General features: G+C 46.2%; 14 protein-coding genes, 1 tRNA gene and 2 rRNA genes. 8 read left to right on the forward strand and 9 right to left on the reverse strand.

The features are described from left to right. From AC6R16_RS20920 to AC6R16_RS20930, 3 genes are all read left to right on the forward strand, one after another. Nucleotides 1-2677: ribosomal RNA gene (locus tag AC6R16_RS20920) — 23S ribosomal RNA — on the forward strand; the annotation flags it as partial. A gap of 90 nt (nucleotides 2678-2767) precedes the next feature. After that, nucleotides 2768-2883: ribosomal RNA gene (rrf, locus tag AC6R16_RS20925) — 5S ribosomal RNA — on the forward strand. Between the two features lie 70 nt (nucleotides 2884-2953). Then, a tRNA-Ser gene (locus AC6R16_RS20930) sits at nucleotides 2954-3044 on the forward strand. 59 nt (nucleotides 3045-3103) lie between these two features. On the opposite strand, the gene AC6R16_RS20935 is transcribed toward AC6R16_RS20930, so the two are convergent. The 6 genes from AC6R16_RS20935 to glnA form a co-directional block, all read right to left on the reverse strand. After that, nucleotides 3104-3805: a substrate-binding periplasmic protein gene (locus AC6R16_RS20935; protein WP_500675609.1), complete on the reverse strand. Its 702-nt coding sequence runs from the start codon at nucleotides 3803-3805 to the stop codon at nucleotides 3104-3106. 127 nt (nucleotides 3806-3932) lie between these two features. Continuing rightward, nucleotides 3933-6473 (reverse strand): phosphodiesterase GepA, encoded by a 2541-nt coding sequence (gepA, locus tag AC6R16_RS20940; RefSeq protein WP_500640543.1) that lies wholly within the window; start codon nucleotides 6471-6473, stop codon nucleotides 3933-3935. A gap of 167 nt (nucleotides 6474-6640) precedes the next feature. Further along, nucleotides 6641-8044, reverse strand: a complete 1404-nt coding sequence (glnG, locus tag AC6R16_RS20945; RefSeq protein ID WP_500675610.1) for a nitrogen regulation protein NR(I) — start codon at nucleotides 8042-8044, stop codon at nucleotides 6641-6643. A 34-nt stretch (nucleotides 8045-8078) separates the two neighbouring features. After that, nucleotides 8079-9125 (reverse strand): nitrogen regulation protein NR(II), encoded by a 1047-nt coding sequence (glnL, locus tag AC6R16_RS20950; protein ID WP_004749009.1) that lies wholly within the window; start codon nucleotides 9123-9125, stop codon nucleotides 8079-8081. 112 nt (nucleotides 9126-9237) lie between these two features. Then, nucleotides 9238-9810 (reverse strand): DUF4124 domain-containing protein, encoded by a 573-nt coding sequence (locus tag AC6R16_RS20955; RefSeq protein WP_500675611.1) that lies wholly within the window; start codon nucleotides 9808-9810, stop codon nucleotides 9238-9240. Between the two features lie 128 nt (nucleotides 9811-9938). Continuing rightward, a complete protein-coding gene (gene glnA / locus AC6R16_RS20960) occupies nucleotides 9939-11348 on the reverse strand; it encodes a glutamate--ammonia ligase (RefSeq protein ID WP_004749011.1) in 1410 nt (469 codons plus the stop codon). A gap of 491 nt (nucleotides 11349-11839) precedes the next feature. On the opposite strand from glnA, the gene typA reads away from it, so the two are divergent. Together typA and AC6R16_RS20970 are read left to right on the forward strand one after the other, a co-directional pair. After that, on the forward strand, nucleotides 11840-13669 hold the full coding sequence (gene typA / locus AC6R16_RS20965) for a translational GTPase TypA (protein ID WP_500640547.1): 1830 nt from the start codon (nucleotides 11840-11842) through the stop codon (nucleotides 13667-13669). 78 nt (nucleotides 13670-13747) lie between these two features. After that, a complete protein-coding gene (locus tag AC6R16_RS20970) occupies nucleotides 13748-14302 on the forward strand; it encodes an AAA family ATPase (RefSeq protein ID WP_500675612.1) in 555 nt (184 codons plus the stop codon). Nucleotides 14303-14329: 27 nt separating this feature from the next. Here the strand turns inward: AC6R16_RS20970 and AC6R16_RS20975 are convergent, their stop codons facing one another. Then, complete coding sequence (locus AC6R16_RS20975; RefSeq protein WP_500640549.1) at nucleotides 14330-14644, reverse strand: hypothetical protein; 315 nt, start codon at nucleotides 14642-14644, stop codon at nucleotides 14330-14332. Nucleotides 14645-14798: 154 nt separating this feature from the next. Then, nucleotides 14799-15440, reverse strand: coding sequence for a DUF2959 domain-containing protein (locus AC6R16_RS20980; protein ID WP_069667706.1), 642 nt, complete (start codon nucleotides 15438-15440; stop codon nucleotides 14799-14801). A 35-nt stretch (nucleotides 15441-15475) separates the two neighbouring features. Between AC6R16_RS20980 and AC6R16_RS20985 the strand changes: the two genes are divergently transcribed. Genes AC6R16_RS20985 through AC6R16_RS20995 form a run of 3 tightly spaced genes read left to right on the forward strand, consistent with a single transcriptional unit; the run spans nucleotide 15476 to nucleotide 17807 of the window. Next, the gene (locus AC6R16_RS20985; protein ID WP_408068350.1) at nucleotides 15476-16417 is read left to right on the forward strand and encodes a virulence factor BrkB family protein; all 942 of its coding nucleotides are present in this window, start codon (nucleotides 15476-15478) and stop codon (nucleotides 16415-16417) included. Further along, entirely contained in the window at nucleotides 16389-16823 is a 435-nt protein-coding gene (dtd, locus tag AC6R16_RS20990; RefSeq protein WP_239852536.1) for a D-aminoacyl-tRNA deacylase, read from the forward strand. Before AC6R16_RS20985 ends, dtd begins: the two co-directional genes overlap by 29 nt. Nucleotides 16824-16871: 48 nt before the next feature. Next, nucleotides 16872-17807, forward strand: coding sequence for a bifunctional GNAT family N-acetyltransferase/hotdog fold thioesterase (locus AC6R16_RS20995; protein WP_500675613.1), 936 nt, complete (start codon nucleotides 16872-16874; stop codon nucleotides 17805-17807). Here AC6R16_RS20995 and AC6R16_RS21000 read toward each other — a convergent pair. Further along, nucleotides 17765-19723, reverse strand: a complete 1959-nt coding sequence (locus AC6R16_RS21000) for an AsmA family protein (protein ID WP_500675614.1) — start codon at nucleotides 19721-19723, stop codon at nucleotides 17765-17767. The two genes, AC6R16_RS20995 and AC6R16_RS21000, sit on opposite strands and share 43 nt — an antisense overlap. Between the last annotated feature and the right edge of the window lie 78 nt (nucleotides 19724-19801).

Below are 19801 nucleotides of genomic sequence, written 5' to 3' on the forward strand. Positions count from 1 at the left end.
AAAAGAAATCAACCGAGATTCCGAAAGTAGCGGCGAGCGAAATTGGACTAGCCCTTAAGCTTTTAATGAGACAGGTGAATGAGCTGGAAAGCTCAGCGATACAGGGTGATAGCCCCGTAACCGACATCTCATCATCAGTGAAATCGAGTAGGGCGGGACACGTGATATCCTGTCTGAATATGGGGGGACCATCCTCCAAGGCTAAATACTACTGACTGACCGATAGTGAACCAGTACCGTGAGGGAAAGGCGAAAAGAACCCCTGTGAGGGGAGTGAAATAGAACCTGAAACCGTGTACGTACAAGCAGTAGGAGCACCTTCGTGGTGTGACTGCGTACCTTTTGTATAATGGGTCAGCGACTTATATTCAGTAGCAAGGTTAACCATCTAGGGGAGCCGTAGAGAAATCGAGTCTTAACTGGGCGTCGAGTTGCTGGATATAGACCCGAAACCAGGTGATCTAGCCATGGGCAGGTTGAAGGTTGAGTAACATCAACTGGAGGACCGAACCGACTAATGTTGAAAAATTAGCGGATGACTTGTGGCTAGGGGTGAAAGGCCAATCAAACCTGGAGATAGCTGGTTCTCCCCGAAATCTATTTAGGTAGAGCCTCGGACGAATACTACTGGGGGTAGAGCACTGTTAAGGCTAGGGGGTCATCCCGACTTACCAACCCTTTGCAAACTCCGAATACCAGTAAGTACTATCCGGGAGACACACGGCGGGTGCTAACGTCCGTCGTGGAGAGGGAAACAACCCAGACCGCCAGCTAAGGTCCCAAATTATAGCTAAGTGGGAAACGATGTGGGAAGGCTTAGACAGCTAGGATGTTGGCTTAGAAGCAGCCATCATTTAAAGAAAGCGTAATAGCTCACTAGTCGAGTCGGCCTGCGCGGAAGATGTAACGGGGCTAAGCTATAAACCGAAGCTGCGGCAATGCAATTTATTGTATTGGGTAGGGGAGCGTTCTGTAAGCCGTTGAAGGTGGATTGTAAAGTCTGCTGGAGGTATCAGAAGTGCGAATGCTGACATGAGTAACGATAAAGGGGGTGAAAAACCTCCTCGCCGGAAGACCAAGGGTTCCTGTCCAACGTTAATCGGGGCAGGGTAAGTCGACCCCTAAGGCGAGGCCGAAAGGCGTAGTCGATGGGAAACGGGTTAATATTCCCGTACTTCTTACAATTGCGATGGGGGGACGGAGAAGGCTAGGTGGGCCTGGCGACGGTTGTCCAGGTTCAAGTGCGTAGGCTTGAGAGTTAGGTAAATCCGGCTCTCTTTAAGGCTGAGACACGATGTCGAGCTACTACGGTAGTGAAGTCATTGATGCCATGCTTCCAGGAAAAGCCTCTAAGCTTCAGATTGTAAGGAATCGTACCCCAAACCGACACAGGTGGTCGGGTAGAGAATACCAAGGCGCTTGAGAGAACTCGGGTGAAGGAACTAGGCAAAATGGTACCGTAACTTCGGGAGAAGGTACGCTCTTGACGGTGAAGTCCCTTGCGGATGGAGCTATTGAGAGTCGCAGATACCAGGTGGCTGCAACTGTTTATTAAAAACACAGCACTGTGCAAAATCGTAAGATGACGTATACGGTGTGACGCCTGCCCGGTGCCGGAAGGTTAATTGATGGGGTTAGACGTAAGTCGAAGCTCTTGATCGAAGCCCCGGTAAACGGCGGCCGTAACTATAACGGTCCTAAGGTAGCGAAATTCCTTGTCGGGTAAGTTCCGACCTGCACGAATGGCGTAATGATGGCCACGCTGTCTCCACCCGAGACTCAGTGAAATTGAAATCGCTGTGAAGATGCAGTGTACCCGCGGCTAGACGGAAAGACCCCGTGAACCTTTACTACAGCTTGGCACTGAACATTGACCCTACATGTGTAGGATAGGTGGGAGGCTTTGAAACCGGTACGCCAGTATCGGTGGAGCCGTCCTTGAAATACCACCCTTGTAGTGTTGATGTTCTAACTTAGACCCGTTATCCGGGTTGAGGACAGTGCCTGGTGGGTAGTTTGACTGGGGCGGTCTCCTCCCAAAGAGTAACGGAGGAGCACGAAGGTGGGCTAATCACGGTTGGACATCGTGAGGTTAGTGCAATGGCATAAGCCCGCTTGACTGCGAGAATGACAATTCGAGCAGGTGCGAAAGCAGGTCATAGTGATCCGGTGGTTCTGTATGGAAGGGCCATCGCTCAACGGATAAAAGGTACTCCGGGGATAACAGGCTGATACCGCCCAAGAGTTCATATCGACGGCGGTGTTTGGCACCTCGATGTCGGCTCATCACATCCTGGGGCTGAAGTCGGTCCCAAGGGTATGGCTGTTCGCCATTTAAAGTGGTACGCGAGCTGGGTTTAGAACGTCGTGAGACAGTTCGGTCCCTATCTGCCGTGGGCGTTGGAAGATTGAAGGGGGCTGCTCCTAGTACGAGAGGACCGGAGTGGACGAACCTCTGGTGTTCGGGTTGTGTCGCCAGACGCATTGCCCGGTAGCTAAGTTCGGAATCGATAACCGCTGAAAGCATCTAAGCGGGAAGCGAGCCCTGAGATGAGTCTTCCCTGACCCCTTGAGGGTCCTAAAGGGTTGTTCGAGACTAGAACGTTGATAGGCAGGGTGTGTAAGCGTTGTGAGGCGTTGAGCTAACCTGTACTAATTGCCCGTGAGGCTTAACCATACAACACCCAAAGGGTTTTGATGGACTCAAAGCAAGAACAGATTGAATGTGTAGAGAACACAATAATAGCTTTCCGAATTAAAGAATTTGCTTGGCGACCATAGCGATTTGGACCCACCTGATTCCATGCCGAACTCAGAAGTGAAACGAATTAGCGCCGATGGTAGTGTGGGGCTTCCCCATGTGAGAGTAGGACATCGCCAGGCTTTAAATACTGTTACTCGTATATACGTGTAACCACATCATCAGTGTACTAATCTGACGATGACAATTTGTGGAGAGATGGCTGAGTGGTTGAAAGCACCGGTCTTGAAAACCGGCATACGTTAATAGCGTATCTAGGGTTCAAATCCCTATCTCTCCGCCACTATTTAAACCCCAGCAGAAATGCTGGGGTTTTTTCGTTGTTGCTTTATAATTCTGATATTACTGAATTTCGCATACAGAACTGTTTCGTAAAGCGGAATTGAAGTGAGAAATAATCGCTTCAGCTAATGGGTGCTCACGACTTACAGCGATGTGTAGAGGAACCCTCTTTACCGCTAGATCTGATACGTAAAAGTCTTTTTGCTTGAGCCCCATTGTTTTTACGTTCCAAGAGAAGACAACCTCATCCATCAAGATGGCGTCCGCTCTTTGTTTAGTTAAATACAGAATGTTCTCTTTGACATCTTTCGCTGCAAGGATATTAAGCCCTGATTTGGATTTTAGTGCTTCTCCATAAGCGTACCCAGAGACTAAACCGAGCCTGATCTCGCTTAGGCTCTGAGCGTCTTGATACTTAATAGGTGCCGACTTCGGGCTTATTAATTTAATTTGATTGATGTAATAGGGATGGCTAAATAGAAAGTCTTGCTCTCTTTCCGGTGTTTTCCACACTCCAAGTAAGACGTCTGTTTTTGCTTCTAGCGTTGACTTATAAGCCCTTTTCCACGGTAGAAAATGTGTTTCTAGTTCATAACCTGCAAGGCATAGCGTGTCTTTTACTATCTGATGAGCATAGCCAAGAGGTTGAGACGGAGAATTAAAATACGGCGGCCACTCGTCTTGAACACCAGTTAGAGGTTTCAATGCATAGCTGTGACCCGAAAAGATGAAACACAGTACTATGAAGGCATACTTTGCCACTTCAAGCTTCCTTGCTTACCATAAGTTGTTCTTTTTATCTTAGGAGGAAGGTAATCAAGAAACCGTGACTCGGTCAAAAGATATGATTATCAATACAACTTGGAGAGTTGCTTATTAAAGAAGGGCTTTATTTTATGTTAACTAGATTGCTTGGCCATTCTTCATAAGGAACAGGTCTGCTGTATAGGAAGCCTTGGCCAAGTGGACAGTTGAGCTTTGATAACAACTTAGCCTGTTCATCCGTTTCAATACCTTCTGCAATAAGCGATACCTTCATTCCTTTCGTCATATTGACAATCGCAGCCACAATCGAGGTATCAAGCTCTTCAGGATTAAGGTTATTAACGAAAGTGCGATCAATTTTAAGGCAGTTAAAGGGCAGCTTATGCAAGTATGCAAGCGAGCTGTAACCCGTGCCAAAGTCATCAATCGCAATATGAACACCGAGATCGCGTATGGCTTGCATGTTCTGAATAGTGACGGGATCGTTGTCAACGATACGAGACTCAGTAATTTCCAAGGTCAGATTGTTCGCGCTTAACGTCGACTGAGCGAGGACCTTCTGCAATGTTGAAATGAAGTCTGGTTGAGACAATTGATTTACTGACAGGTTGACGTGTATATGGAATGATGAGTCCCATTTACCCTCTTTCATCCCTTGTACTGTGTCGTTACAGGCTTGAAGCAGTATCTGTTCACCAATCGCCCCAATCAGCCCACTTTCTTCAGCGATAGGAATGAAGTCCATCGGAGATACCAAACCAGCAGAGGGAGAGAGCCACCGTGCTAAGGCCTCTGCACCGACGACTTCTCCAGTCTTAAGGTCCACAAGCGGTTGATAGAAAGGAACAAATTCATTGTGTTCTAATGCATCTTTAATTTTGACCTGCATTAGCGTGCGGTTACGAGAAATATCTGCCATTTCAGGACGATAATGGCTAATGCTTGTCATGTCTTGTTTTGCTGTACTGAGCGCGATACTGCCGTTGCGTAGCCACAGAGTCATGTTTTCATCCGGGCCATTTTCAACAATACCGATTGATACACTGACAACAACGCTTTCTTGCTCCATGACAAAAGGAGAGGCGAACGTTTTTAGAACTCGATTGGCGGTTTGAAGCGAGCTCTCACCATTTTGTTGCTCAGGTATATAAATAGCGAATTCATCACCGCCAATTCGTGCTAAATAATGCTCATTAGTGAATGCTGACTTGAGACGTCGCGAAATAGTAATCAGCAGCTGATCACCTTGATAGTGACCTAGGCTGTCATTGATATCTCTAAACTTATTGATACCAACCAGCATCAGTGTGCCATTTAGAGCAGGAAGTTTGTCACAGGTATCTATCAAACCTTCTCGACTATAAAGCTTAGTTAAAGAGTCGTAGAGAAGCTGAGAGCGAAGCGCTCTAAACGAAGCCTTAAGGTTATTTGCCATCTCATTAAAGGCATAAACCAGCATGGTTGTTTCGTAAATACTCCCAGGTTTTGGCATGTGACTGTCCCAATCACCTTTCGCCAAACGCTTGGCTGCTGCCGCTGTAGAGGTGATTGGTGCGACGATACGGTTGAACGCGACGAGACCTAAACCTATGCCGATGAAACTGGCGATGACACCAATTATCCAGCTATTTCTTTGGCTTTCAGGTAGTTTGCCCAATAAGTGATTTTCTGAAATGGCTACGCCTATATACCACTTCAAGCCATGTTCGTCTGTGTAAGGGGTAAAATGATTGAAGTAGCGCTCTCCCTCAATATCGAGTGTGTATCTTAGAGTCTCGCTTTGCTGATGAAGCTTGTGAGATGAGAAATAATCAGCGTTAGCTTTCACTATAGGATCGGAGCTTTCCGTCGCGAGTAAGCGTTCACCTTTCTTACTTTGTGGAGTGCCCCACGAGACAATTCGTCCACTGGTTGATTGGGCGACGACGCGGTTTTTATCGTCGACGATGTAGAGTACTGCGCTGGTCTTTTGCTGTTGATTTTTGAGAAAGGTATTGAAGGTGTCGATTTTGATATCTGTGACGACAACACCTTGAAAGACTTGGTCGTAAAAGACTGGAGTTAATGCTGATAGGGTAATTTCTTGTCGCTCATCGGCGTTGGCATATATAGATGACCACATCGGCACTAAACTTTTTGCAACAGGTGCATACCAAGGACGAATGCGTGGATCGTAGCCTTCAAACACTGAGCGGATATCTTCACTGATCTCCTGACCTCGATAAATGACCAGCTTTCCGTCAGTGCGATCGTCTTGCACCATTAAGGTATAACCCTTATTCGGTTCCTTGCGAAAGCCTATATACTCGGCGTTTTCTCCGCCAAAACCAATCACATCAAGTTGTGGGAAATTATTGTAGAGATTGCGAAATGAGGTAAGCAAATACTGCTCAATATCTGTTGTATCACCCGGAGTATAGAGTCGATTGAAGCCAATAGAATGGCTCAAAGCTAAGCTTGCTTGAAAGGGCTCATCTAAAAAGCTGTGAAGTTCGAGGTTAACGTTGTCGGTCAGGGCTGTGAGTTGCTTGTCACTGATATCAACCACCATCTCTTCATAACTATTCTTCTGAACTGTGACGATCACGCCTATGGTGAAGATAAAAATCATCACGAAAGGTAGTACTACGGCGGTTCTAAGAGTGATTTGAGTGGTCGCTGACATCCGTGTTCTTCTGCTGATACAGTACTCTGAATTTATTATTGTATTAAATGCGAGCGAGTGTATTGATTAAAAAGTAGGTGATTTATCCTTATTATTCAAGCTAATGAGGTTAGCTGCGCAGATTAAATCACCTCTATTTCAATCAAGTTGTGACGTTTGTTCCAGTGTTAATAGAGCTCCTTGAGCTTACGTGTCAGTGTATTTCGTCCCCAACCTAAAACTTTTGCTGCATCTTGCTTATGTCCGTTGGTGTGCTCCAACGCTGCTTCCAAAAGTATACGTTCAAATTCAGGAAGTGCATAAGAAAGTAGCTCGGTATCGCCTTGTGATAGAGAACTTTTGGCCCATGTCGCGAGTTGTTGTTGCCAAGAACCTGAAGTGGAAACATCGTGGTGTGCTTTCTCTTCAAGCAGCTCTGTAGGAAGATCGGCAGGTAAAACTTCAGTACCGCTCGCCATGACGGTTAACCAGCGGCAGATGTTCTCGAGCTGACGTACGTTGCCTGGCCAATCTAAGCGGTTAAGTGTTTCAACTGTATTTGGATGAAGCGTTTTTACATCAACGCCAAGCTCTTCAGCCGCGAGAGCGAGGAAATGTAGCGTGAGCTTTTCAATATCTTGCTTGCGCTCTCTTAAGGCAGGGATTTGGATGCGAATAACATTGAGGCGGTGAAATAAATCTTCACGGAAATCGCCTTTATGCACCAGCTTTTCGAGATTTTGGTGGGTTGCGGCGACAATTCTTACATCCACTTTAATTGGCGAGTGGCCGCCAACGCGGTAAAACTGACCATCTGCGAGAACACGTAGCAATCGCGTTTGAATATCAAGCGGCATGTCGCCAATCTCATCCAAGAACAGAGTACCGCCATTGGCTTGCTCAAAACGACCTTGGCGAACGCTATTTGCGCCGGTAAATGCTCCTTTTTCATGACCAAACAACTCAGACTCGATTAAGTCTTTCGGTATCGCGGCCATGTTAAGGGCGATAAAAGGTTTGCTGGCTCGTGGGCTGTGACGATGAAGGGCATGAGCGACCAGTTCTTTACCGGTACCTGATTCCCCATTGATAAGCACTGAGATCGACGAACGCGATAAGCGACCGATAGCGCGAAACACTTCTTGCATGGCGGGTGCTTCACCAATGATTTCTGGTGGTGTGTAGTTATCATCAGCAAGAGAAGCCTGTTCTTGTTTTTGTTCTTGGCTATGGGTAATGGCGCGCTCAACTAAAGTCAGCGTTTCATCAACATCAAATGGCTTAGGCAAATATTCAAATGCCCCTTTCTGATAAGCGTTCACGGCTGCATCAAGATCGGAGTGGGCAGTCATAATGATGACGGGTAATTCAGGCGAGCGTTCATGGACTTGCTTAAGGAGCTCAATACCGTCAATACCAGGCATGCGTATGTCGGAAACAAGCACATCGGGTGTTTCACGCTCAAGCGCCATCAGCACGCTCTCTGCATCAGCAAAGGTTTCACACTTGATATTGGCAGATGATAGGGTCTTCTCCATGACCCAGCGAATGGAGCTGTCGTCATCGACCACCCAAACATATCCTTTACTCATATTGTTTTCCTTACAGCAATGCCACTAATGTTGTTTAAATAGGTAAATAAATCGTAAATGTTGTTCTACCTGGCCAACTCTCTACATCAATTTTACCTTGATGTTGGTCGATCAGGTTTTGTGCAATCGAAAGCCCAAGTCCTGTCCCACCCTCGCGGCCACTGACCATCGGGTAAAATAGCGTGTCTTGTAAGTCGGCTGGAATACCTGGTCCATTGTCGATAATCTCGATCCGGGCAGCTAATTTGCATCTCTGACCATGTATATTGGCTTGATGCACCGTTCTGGTGCGAATGGTGATTTGACTATTCGATTGGTTTTTTAATATGTGCCCAGCATTGCTAACAATGTTAAGCAGTGCTTGTTCTATTTGATCCGCATCCATTAAAATTTCAGGCAAGCTTGGATCATAGTCTCGTTCAATCGTGACACTTTGATTGACTTCAAGGTCGACAAGTTGGCGAACTTTTTCCAAAATCAGGTGCAGATTCTCTGGTTGTTTCTTACCGGGTTTTTGCGGGCCCAACAATCTGTCGACTAAAGCGCGAAGTCGGTCTGCTTGCTCAATAATGATCTGGGTGTATTCCGCTAGGCTTGGGTCTGGCAAGGTTCGCTCAAGCAGTTGCGCCGCACCTCTCAGCCCTCCTAACGGATTCTTTATTTCATGGGCTAATCCGCGCACCAGAAGCTTGGCCGCTTGCTGCTGCGCATGTTGATTGAGCTCTTGAGATAAACGACGCTGTTGGCCAATCTTTCTCATCTCGACTAACAGCATTAACTCTTTTTTCCAAGAAATAGGGCTAACGGTAACTTCTAACATCAAAGGCTTACCATCAACCACAAAAGTCACGTCACTATCTGTGATGCTTTGACCGCTTTGCAAAGGCTGAGAGAGCAATGCGAGATCCATCGAGGCGTGCTGAATTAAGTGGGAAAGAGGGTGGTCAACGATTCGCTTAGCGCTCTGGGAAAAAAGCTGCTCTGCGGCTGGGTTGGCGTATTTGACCAAGAGCGATTCGTTCATGATCAAAATTGCTGTGACTTGATGATTTAAAATAATGTCGTTGAGTTCGCTATCCACTGCTTTTGCCCCATCCTTGAACTTGAATTGTGCAATGCACCAATATGGTGCGTTAAGTAATTCAAGTATGGCGCATTGAATGTGAGAACTGAAGCGAAAACAGGTGAAAGTCCTAGGAATTAGGGCTTGGTTTCACCGATTTGATGGTTGCTCGCAGTAAATGCACCGTAATAGGTTGAGACGATGCAATAAGCTTGCCGTCTCTAAATGCTTGAATGCTCAATGAGTGTTGACCTCGAGCGAGGTTTTCTAACTGCCAATTGGGCTGAGTGTTAAGGTCGCCATAACTAACCCCGTTGACAATAAGTTGTAGTTGCTCATTTCGGGCAAGTTTACGGTTGAGCGTCGCTTTAATTTGCAGCGATCCGTTATTGCTTCTTACCGCTGAGTCTGGCTCTGGCACGGTAATGTTTACTTCCAGTGGTGTCGTCATGGCAGCTGCGTAAGAGGGGGCTTGCTGTTGCTCAATATTGTGCTGATACGGAGCTTGGCTTTGACCTTGTTGATGTAAAGGAGCAGTAGTTGGTTCATGCTGAGGCAGGGTAATTGCACTAGCAAGGCTCTCGGGCTGTAAGTCACTGAAATGACGAGTACCATCGTCATCAACCCAGGTGTAAACAGTTTGAGCTGATATTATGGCAGTGAAGAGAAGGCTTGCAGTGAGAGTGAGTTGAAGTGGGCGCATAACCGTTCCTGATTTGATGTCACAGTCATGGTATCAGGCGCATCAAACGGCATAGAAACAAAAAGGCTCACCTGCGAGGTGAGCCTTAGTTTTATGTAACCCGACGCGATAGCGCGTACTAAAGTTGATTATACAGAGTAGTACAATTCGAACTCTAGTGGGTGAGTTGTCATGTTTACTTTCTCTACGTCTTGAGACTTAAGATCGATGTAAGAGTCGATGAAGTCGTCAGAGAATACACCGCCAGCTGTTAGGAACTCACGGTCAGCGTCTAGACACTCTAGGGCTTCTTTTAGTGAGTAAGCAACAGTTGGGATTTCAGCTGCTTCTTCTGCTGGTAGGTCGTAAAGGTCTTTATCCATTGCTTCACCTGGGTGGATCTTGTTCTTGATACCGTCAAGACCAGCCATAAGCATTGCAGCGAAACATAGGTATGGGTTCGCAGATGGATCGCCGAAGCGTAGCTCGATACGACGTGCTTTAGGGCTTGGTACCACTGGGATACGGATAGAAGCAGAACGGTTACGTGCTGAGTAAGCAAGCATAACAGGTGCTTCGAAGCCCGGTACAAGACGCTTGTACGAGTTAGTTGATGCGTTAGCAAATGCGTTGATTGCTTTAGCGTGCTTGATAACACCACCGATGTAGTAAAGCGCCATTTCGGATAGGCCGCCGTACTTGTCACCAGCGAATAGGTTAACACCGTCTTTCGCTAGAGACTGGTGAACGTGCATACCAGAACCGTTGTCACCAACAAGTGGTTTAGGCATGAATGTCGCTGTTTTACCAAATGCGTGAGCAACGTTGTGTACCACGTACTTGTAAACTTGGATTTCGTCCGCTTTCGCCGTTAGCGTGTTAAAGCGAGTTGCGATTTCGTTCTGACCCGCAGTTGCTACTTCGTGGTGGTGCGCTTCTACTACTTGGCCCATCTCTTCTAGGATTAGACACATTGCGCTACGGATGTCTTGAGAAGAATCCACAGGCGCTACTGGGAAGTAACCACCTTTAACGCCTGGACGGTGACCTTTGTTACCGCCTTCGATGTCTGAGCCTGTGTTCCAAGCTGCTTCGATATCGTCAATCTTGAAGAAAGAACCAGACATGTCAGTCGCGAACTTAACGTCATCAAATAGGAAGAACTCTGGCTCTGGACCAACAAGTACTGTATCAGCAATACCAGTAGCACGTAGGTAGTCTTCAGCGCGTTTTGCGATTGAACGAGGGTCACGGTCGTAGCCTTGCATTGTTGCAGGCTCAAGGATGTCACAACGAACGTTAAGCGTTGCATCTTCAGTGAACGGGTCAAGTACAGCAGATGATGCGTCAGGCATCATTACCATGTCTGATTCGTTGATGCCTTTCCAGCCAGCAACTGATGAACCGTCAAACATTTTACCTTCTTCGAAGAAGTCTGCGTCAACTTGGTGTGCAGGGATAGATACGTGCTGCTCTTTACCTTTAGTGTCGGTAAAGCGTAGGTCAACAAACTTAACTTCGTTTTCTTGGATCAGAGATAGAACGTTTTCTACTGACATCTTGGATAACCTCCAGTGTTATTAAAGCGGTTTAGCTCGATTTGGTTTATTCAATCCAGCATTGATTAATTTCGTTTCAATCGTATTAATCGATGCTATTTCTCTTAAAGCCAAAAGCGTGCCAAAAAAATTAATCCATTAATTTCAATAAATTAGCGGTTTTGGTGTTAATTTGGTGCAGCTCTTTGCACCAAAATGATCTTTGTTTGCACTTAATTGGTGCACTTGGGGTGTATTGCACCAAGATAAGACAAAATCGACAATCATTCAGCCGAGTTTTCGACCGCATGTCAATGGGGATTTCCCTTTACTCGGAGTGAGCTTGCGTTTCATCAATAAAAAATTCGTCGAAATGGAGCGAATCAGATCACATATTTCTGGGTTTTTCGCTAGAATCTGGTACATTACGGTCGTTTTTTTAATCAAATAGGCAGTGCTCATTAAATGTTCAATTTAAGAGGGTTGCTTCTTTTATAAGTGAATCAAAATCCATGGCTACTCCACAGATTGATAATTTAAGAAATATCGCGATCATCGCGCACGTTGACCACGGTAAAACTACACTGGTTGATAAACTACTACAGCAATCAGGTACTTTAGAGTCTCGCGGTGAAGCTGAAGAGCGAGTCATGGACTCGAACGACATCGAGAAAGAGCGTGGTATTACCATTCTTGCTAAAAACACAGCTATTAACTGGAATGATTACCGTATCAACATCGTAGATACTCCGGGACACGCGGATTTCGGTGGTGAAGTAGAACGTATCATGTCGATGGTAGACTCAGTGCTACTTATCGTTGACGCGGTTGATGGCCCAATGCCGCAAACGCGTTTCGTAACGCAAAAAGCCTTTGCTCACGGTCTTAAGCCAATCGTTGTAATCAACAAGATTGACCGCCCAGGCGCGCGCCCTGATTGGGTTATGGACCAAGTATTCGACCTATTCGACAACCTAGGTGCAACTGACGAACAGTTAGACTTTAAAGTGGTTTACGCTTCAGCACTAAACGGTTGGGCATCTCTAGAAGAAGGCGAAACTGGCGAAGACATGGAACCATTGTTCCAAACTATCGTTGAAGAAGTATCTGCACCACAAGTTGACCTAGAAGGTCCACTACAGATGCAAGTTTCTCAGCTAGATTACAGCTCTTACGTTGGTGTTATCGGTGTTGCTCGTGTAACTCGTGGTAGCGTTAAGCCAAACCAACAAGTGACAGTTATTGGTGCTGACGGTAAGACTCGCAACGGTAAAGTCGGTACGGTAATGGGTTACCTAGGTCTAGAGCGTCACGAAGTAGATCAAGCGAACGCGGGTGACATCATCGCGATCACTGGTCTTGGTGAGCTGAAGATCTCTGACACTATCTGTGCACAGAACCAAGTTGAAGCGCTACCTGCGCTATCTGTTGATGAGCCAACAGTAACAATGACGTTCCAAGTAAACACTTCTCCGTTCGCGGGCAAAGAAGGTAAGTTCGTGACTTCACGTAACATCCTTGAGCGTCTAGAGAAGGAACTGGTACACAACGTTGCACTACGTGTAGAACAGACTGACGATCCAGACAAATTCCGTGTATCAGGTCGTGGTGAACTTCACCTATCTATCCTGATCGAAAACATGCGTCGTGAAGGCTTCGAGCTAGCAGTATCTCGTCCAGAAGTAATCATCAAAGAAGAAGATGGTCAGCTAATGGAACCGTTTGAGACGGTAACTATCGACGTGATGGAAGAGCACCAAGGTGGCATCATGGAGAACATCGGCCTACGTAAAGGTGAGCTGAAAGATATGTCTCCAGATGGCAAAGGCCGTGTACGTATGGACTTCGTAATGCCATCTCGTGGTTTGATTGGTTTCCAAACTGAGTTCATGACACTGACGTCTGGTTCTGGTCTTCTATACCATACGTTTGATCACTACGGCCCTCACAAAGGCGGTAACATTGGTCAACGTATCAACGGTGTACTGATCGCGAACGCGGCAGGCAAAGCACTAACTAACGCACTGTTTAACCTTCAAGAACGTGGTCGCATGTTCATTGGTCACGGTGTTGAAGTATACGAAGGCATGGTTATCGGTATTCACAGCCGTGACAACGACCTAACGGTGAACGCGCTAAAAGGTAAGCAGCTAACCAACGTACGTGCATCTGGTACTGATGACGCACAGGTACTGACTCCGCCAATCATCATGACTCTAGAGCAAGCGCTAGAATTCATCGATGACGACGAGCTAGTAGAAGTTACGCCAGAAAGCATCCGTATCCGTAAGAAGTTCCTAACGGAAAGTGATCGTAAGCGTGAAGCTCGTAACGCTAAGTAATATCACTTAGTTATTGTTTAAGCTTTAAAGCCCTGAGTTGATGCCAACTTGGGGCTTTTGTTTTTTTAGGGTATGGAAATGAAACCTATCATAATTACTGGCGGCCCGGGGGCTGGTAAAACAACCTTGCTTGAGGCTTTGGCTGAATATGGCTATGCCGTATTTACTGAAGGTTCTCGCGCGTTGATTGAGCAGCAGAGCCAGCTGCCAGATGGTATTTTGCCATGGACCGACTTGCCTAAATTCGCGCGTTTATGCTTAAGGTTTATGGGTGACCAAAAGCTCACTGCGCAGCAATCACAGGTGGCTTTTATGGATCGAGCCATTCCTGATATTGTTGGCTATCTTAAAGTGGGCGGCTGCGAGGTGGAGCAAGAGTTCCTAGACCAAAGTGCTGGATACCATAGTCAGGTGTTTGCGTGCCGACCTGAAGCCTCGATTTATGTTCAAGATGAGGTGCGCCCACATAGCTTTGAAGAAGCGCTGCAAATCCACCAAGTGCTTGTCGAAACCTATTCGGAGCTAGGTTATCAAGTGGTTGAGGTGCAATGGGGCACGCTGACTGAAAGGGTTGCTTTTGTTCGCCAAGTTTTAGGTTTAGATGCTGAGCAAAACCAAACAGTTATCTTGTAAACACTAGATCACCGTTGGCTTCGCTGGTTATTTATAGCTGCTACTACATTGGTACATGTCATAGTTTGCACCAGACATACGGTCCCTATAATCCTTCGAAATGATTTCAGTGATACGATAGTGTGTCGCCCCTTTCATATAGGCTTGGTTGCGAATTGTTGGTGTGACATTATTTGCATGCAAGTCAGACACCGAGCCACTACCCAAAAACTCGCATGCATAGAGTTGCTCTGTGCGAGCGGTCATTGACCTTACGGAGTGAGCGCCATCAACCAGAGTTACTTTTGCCGTGCAGCCAGAGACGATGGTAATTAAAGAGATAAGAGTGAACTGTCTAAGCACTAGAATGAGTCCTCGCAGAAAATAGTAGTCATTGATTTGGCTGCATTCTTACCGTGTAGCAAGCAAAAGTGAAGTTAATTTTGCTTGTTAAGGGGCACTATTTTCTGGAGGAATATTAGGTGATTAAATGAGTCTAAAAGCTAATGGATTTATCTTACTTTTGACTTAGCTTTTGCAGAAACTTATCCGATTCTGCAATCGCAGCATTCATATCTTGTATTGCGTATTGGATATCTTGTTCCAAGCTTGCAAACTCACCCTGTAGAGAGCCAATCGCGCTCGCGTTAAGGTTGTGCTTTAGATAAAGAGTATTGTCGCGCAGTGTATTGAGTACTGGGGTCATTTTGTCTTCTGCGCGCTTCATCGCTGATAACATAGTATTGTATGAGCGCTGAGTCTCTTTAAGTTTTTGCTCACTTGAACGCTTAAGCTTAGTGCTAGTGTATAGCTTTAGCTCTTCTTGCCATTCGGCAAATAGCGCATCAGACACATCTTCAATCGCGGCAATGCGGTCACTGACGTCTTGTGCGGCTTTTTCACTGTCTTGGTATTTGTCGTTGATCTGGTTGTAGACGGTTTCTAGTTCTCCACCGTCGAAGTTGGTTAGTGCCGAAAGCGCTTCCAGTGCACTAGTAAATTCTTGCTGCGCGTCTTGTTGTGATTGTTTAGCGTCTTCAACACGATCCACCATGATGTCTCGTTTATGGTAGCCTACTTGTTCCATTGCAGAGTAATAGGCTGATTGACACCCTGTTAGGGTAAAAATCGACAATACAATAGCCAGTAAGTACGGCATGATGGTTTCCTTTCCTTTAGAATTAGACTGTTAGGATGACTGAGATAGTAGGGAGTTACAAGTTGAAAATTGAGCCAGTGATAAAGCAAACCGTATTATTTGCGCGCTATCTGCTGACTAGAATGGGTCATGATAGAGTCAACGTAAATGCAGGCTATCTGGCGTACATTACCCTGCTGTCAATTGTACCTATGCTAACCGTACTGCTATCAGTCTTATCCTCTTTTGCGATTTTTGAAAATGCTGGCACTGCGTTGCAAGACTTTGTGATTACTCATTTTGTGCCAGCCGCAGGAGATGCGGTTAAGAACGCTCTGCTGGAGTTTGTCGCCAACACAGGAAAAATGAGTGCTGTCGGTGGTGCCTTTTTGTTTGTTGCGGCTTTGATGCTGATCTCGAACATCGACAAAAACCTCAATTATATTTGGCGCGTAACAGAAAAGCGCCGTGCTGTGTTTTCCTTTTCAATGTACTGGATGGTACTGACGCTTGGGCCAATACTTGTTGGCGCCAGTATTGCTGCGACTTCCTATGTAACTTCTCTGAAAATCCTTGAGAGTGAGACGATATCAGGTGTCTACAACCTGTTATTGCGCTGGCTACCCTTCTTACTGTCATTCTTCGCTTTCGTCGGTTTATATTTGTTAGTGCCAAACAAGAAGGTGCGATTCCCCCATGCGGTTATTGGCGCGATTGTCGCTGCACTGCTGTTTGAAGCAAGTAAGAAAGGGTTCGCTGCTTATATTACCGAGTTTCCTTCTTATCAGTTGATTTACGGCGCTTTAGCTGCAATTCCTATCCTGTTTGTTTGGGTCTACTTATGTTGGTTAATTGTCTTAGTGGGCGCTGAAGTGACGGCTGCTCTGGGTGAAAGAGAGCAGTGGAGTGAGCAGCAAGAAATGGTAAACTCAACCCAATCTAATATTGAGCCAGTCAAAGGAAAGCAGAGTGATAGCACTGATCCAGAGAGTAAGTGAGGCAGCCGTACGCGTAGATGGTGAAGTGGTAGGAGAGATCGACAAAGGTCTACTTGTGTTGTTAGGCGTAGAAAAAGACGATGATGAAGCGAAAGCAAAACGTTTGATGGAGCGCGTAACGACTTACCGTGTGTTTGGTGACGATGAGGACAAGATGAACCTTAACGTGAAACAAGTCGATGGTAAAGTGCTGGTGGTCTCTCAATTCACGTTACCCGCTGATACTAAGAAAGGCACTCGAGCAGGATTTTCTCGTGGCGCACACCCAGCGGAAGCCGAGCGTTTGTACGAATACTTTGCTGATCGCTGCGCAGAAGTATTACCGACGGAGCGAGGACGCTTTGCGGCAGATATGAAAGTGTCGTTAGTTAATGACGGCCCCGTAACCTTCTGGTTGCAAGTATAATTATAAGGCTAGTAGAGAGGCGACCTCGTCTCTATAAAAAGGATTTTTATGTTTAAGCTGATCACGCCAAAAACAGACAACCAACTGAATAAGTACTATCACTTTCGTTGGCAAATGTTGCGCGAACCGTGGCGAATGCCGATTGGTTCAGAGCGCGATGAATATGATCCAATGAGTCACCACCGTATGATTGTTGATGGTCGTGGCAGACCAATGGCAATCGGGCGCCTGTACATTACGCCAGACAGTGAAGGTCAAATACGCTATATGGCGGTAAAAGGTTCTCGTCGTAGTAAAGGTATGGGCTCACTTGTCTTGGTGGCGCTTGAGTCTTTGGCGCGTCAGGAGGGGGCAAAGCGCCTAGTGTGTAATGCTCGTGAGGATGCGATCTCCTTTTATGAGAAGAATGGCTTTGAACGACGTGGTGAACTAACAGACGAGCGAGGCCCGGTGAGGCATCAGCAGATGGTTAAGCAACTCGATCCGATGGCGAATGTGCTGCGAAAACCAGAGTGGTGTACTGAGCTACAAGAGCGATGGGAGCATCAGATCCCAATCAGTGACAAGATGGGCATCAAGATAAACCAATACACTGGTTATCAGTTTGAATGTGGTGCGCAGCTTAACCCTAACCTGAATCCACACAATACAATGTTTGCTGGCTCAGCCTTTACGTTAGCAACCCTGACAGGCTGGGGAATGACTTGGCTGCTGATGAAAGAACGCGGTTTAACTGGTGATATTGTGTTGGCAGATAGCCAGATTCGTTACCGTCATCCAGTGACGCAAAACCCAGTTGCCTCGACTTCTCTAGATGGTATCAGCGGTGATTTGGATCGTTTGGCGTCAGGACGTAAAGCGCGAATTGTCATTCATGTCACGATTCAGAGTGGCGATCAGGCGGCGGTAGAATTCATCGGTACCTATATGCTGATCCCAGATTATAAGTCTGTACTTGGTAGTGACTCTTCTGCCTCTGTGTAATTGCTTGCTTCTTGAGTGTTCGTTGTGGGTTGAGGTTTATCAGCCTTGCAAGTTTGTTTAATCACGTTGGCACCATTGAGGATATCTGACCAAAGTTCTAAACATTCTTGTTGCGACTTAAACAGCAAGGTCGCAAACTGAGGTTTGGTCAAATCCATTTCTCCGGCAATCTGTGACTGGCTATTGGGGCTACTGATAGAAATTCGTCCTCGATCGGCAATCATTTCTATAGCTCCCAAGTCTAATGGGTGCCGATATTCTTGCTCGCCATCGACACTTTTTGCTTCTAGTATGGATTGGTGCAAATAGGTCGTTATTTTTCCAGACAAGCTATGTGATAGCATTGAGTAGTCACCCGATAGACCTTCAACGTCAACCTCTACCTCTGCCAGCCCGGCGAGAGAAAATGGCAGTGTTTGTTGTAGCAAATAATGTTCTAAGGGTAGGCCATCGGCATGAAGTGTCAGCTGCCAAGGCGCACTCAATGTGCTTCTGTCCCAAATACCATTAGCTTCAATGTAACCTTGTTCTAGCGGAATGAAGGCGCGATCTAAGGTGAGTTTGTTGTTACTGGCATGCGCAGTCAAATGAGCCTGAGTGGTGAGTAGCTTATCTATACTAGCGGCATTGGCGCTTATCTCTAGCTTGCCTTCTAGCAGGCCGTGTTTGTCTTGATCAATCAGCGTCAGGTCAGAGCCTTCAATATTCAAACCTGAAACTTGCCAATATGGCTGCTTTTCAACTTGGATAAACTGAGAGTTTTCCACTTCAAGTTGATCAATTGCTAAATGCTTTACTGCCGCTGTGGCCTTTTTGAGATTAGGTATTAGCTGCTCGGTTTGTTCTAACCACTTAATCCCTGCCAGCTTGAGTTGCGACAGTGAGATAGTTTGTGGTGAAACTGTGCCTTGTAGCTGCACTCGTCCCTGTTTGAAGTCTGCGTCAAACTCCTCAATCCTGATCTGGTTGGAAGCGAATGCGAGCTTGGCTGTTGGAGAGAAGAGCTGCAATTCTCCGTTGCCAATGTTTTCCGCATCAAATGATGCATAACCAGACTGCTGTTGCCACACTGGCTGGGTTAGGTCGAGATTCTCTAGCGAAGCATCAAGATGCTCAAAGCGCCAATGGCGATAGTTAAATGAACTATTAAGAATGTCTAAGCTGTTGATGTGGTAGATCGGCAGGTTGAGGTTACGAAATGTGGTTGAAAGCGTTTCTATCTGGCTCGAAAGTGGCAGCTTTAGTTGGTCGATGGTGACGTTAATTAAAGACCAACCTTGCGGGTACTGCTCTGCTTGTCCGGAAATATTCGCTCCGCGCCAATTAAAAGAACTGCCAAATATTGTGCTGTTGGCGGCTTGGTAACGCATATCGACGAGCACGTTATCGAGAGCCTCTCCTTGCATGTAAAGTTGTTCAACAGATAGCTGGATATTGCCATAAGGCAGCCTAGATTGATCGCTTTGCCATATAGGGTTTTCTATCTGCATATTCACGCCACGAGCCGACCATTTATTACTACTGATATCGACATGCTTCAACGCTAGCTGGTGGAGCTTAACTTGCTCGAAAAGGGTAGATTCAAGTTCATTCAGATCTAAACTTGCGCCTTCGACTAAAATAGAGTCGAAGTTTAGTTTGCCTTGTTGCCAAGGAAACTGGCTCAGCCATAAGGTGAGCTTAGGGAGCTGGATCGCTTTGTCGTCATGTTGCAGCTCAACATCGTTTAATGTCAGTTGGAATGGTGGAGAATATTCAGCGTGGGTGGTTTCTAGTTGATAAGGCGTCAGGGTATTAATAAAAGTAGTGACGAGTTTTGCGGCGTAACTGGTTTGCATGACCGTATACAAGGCAAGTACGGATAGAGTGATGGTACTGACCACTAGAATAGTAAGCAGCAAGAGTGCTTTTTTCACGCTTAATCACTTTCCCTCGTCGATAGATGCTACTAGCTTGGAACACTTTTTCTTTTCAGGCAACAAAAAGCCCCTCAA

This window comes from Vibrio sp. R10-SG3-ISO10, assembly GCF_059834185.1.

Bases quoted from the DNA above. Each gene is read 5' to 3' on its own strand.
- gepA (WP_500640543.1), bottom strand. From the start codon at position 6,473: ATGTCAGCGACCACTCAAATCACTCTTAGAACCGCCGTAGTACTACCT.
- glnG (WP_500675610.1), bottom strand. From the start codon at position 8,044: ATGAGTAAAGGATATGTTTGGGTGGTCGATGACGACAGCTCCATTCGC.
- AC6R16_RS20955 (WP_500675611.1), bottom strand. From the start codon at position 9,810: ATGCGCCCACTTCAACTCACTCTCACTGCAAGCCTTCTCTTCACTGCC.
- glnA (WP_004749011.1), bottom strand. From the start codon at position 11,348: ATGTCAGTAGAAAACGTTCTATCTCTGATCCAAGAAAACGAAGTTAAG.
- typA (WP_500640547.1), top strand. From the start codon at position 11,840: ATGGCTACTCCACAGATTGATAATTTAAGAAATATCGCGATCATCGCG.
- AC6R16_RS20970 (WP_500675612.1), top strand. From the start codon at position 13,748: ATGAAACCTATCATAATTACTGGCGGCCCGGGGGCTGGTAAAACAACC.
- AC6R16_RS20980 (WP_069667706.1), bottom strand. From the start codon at position 15,440: ATGCCGTACTTACTGGCTATTGTATTGTCGATTTTTACCCTAACAGGG.
- AC6R16_RS20985 (WP_408068350.1), top strand. From the start codon at position 15,476: ATGACTGAGATAGTAGGGAGTTACAAGTTGAAAATTGAGCCAGTGATA.
- AC6R16_RS20995 (WP_500675613.1), top strand. From the start codon at position 16,872: ATGTTTAAGCTGATCACGCCAAAAACAGACAACCAACTGAATAAGTAC.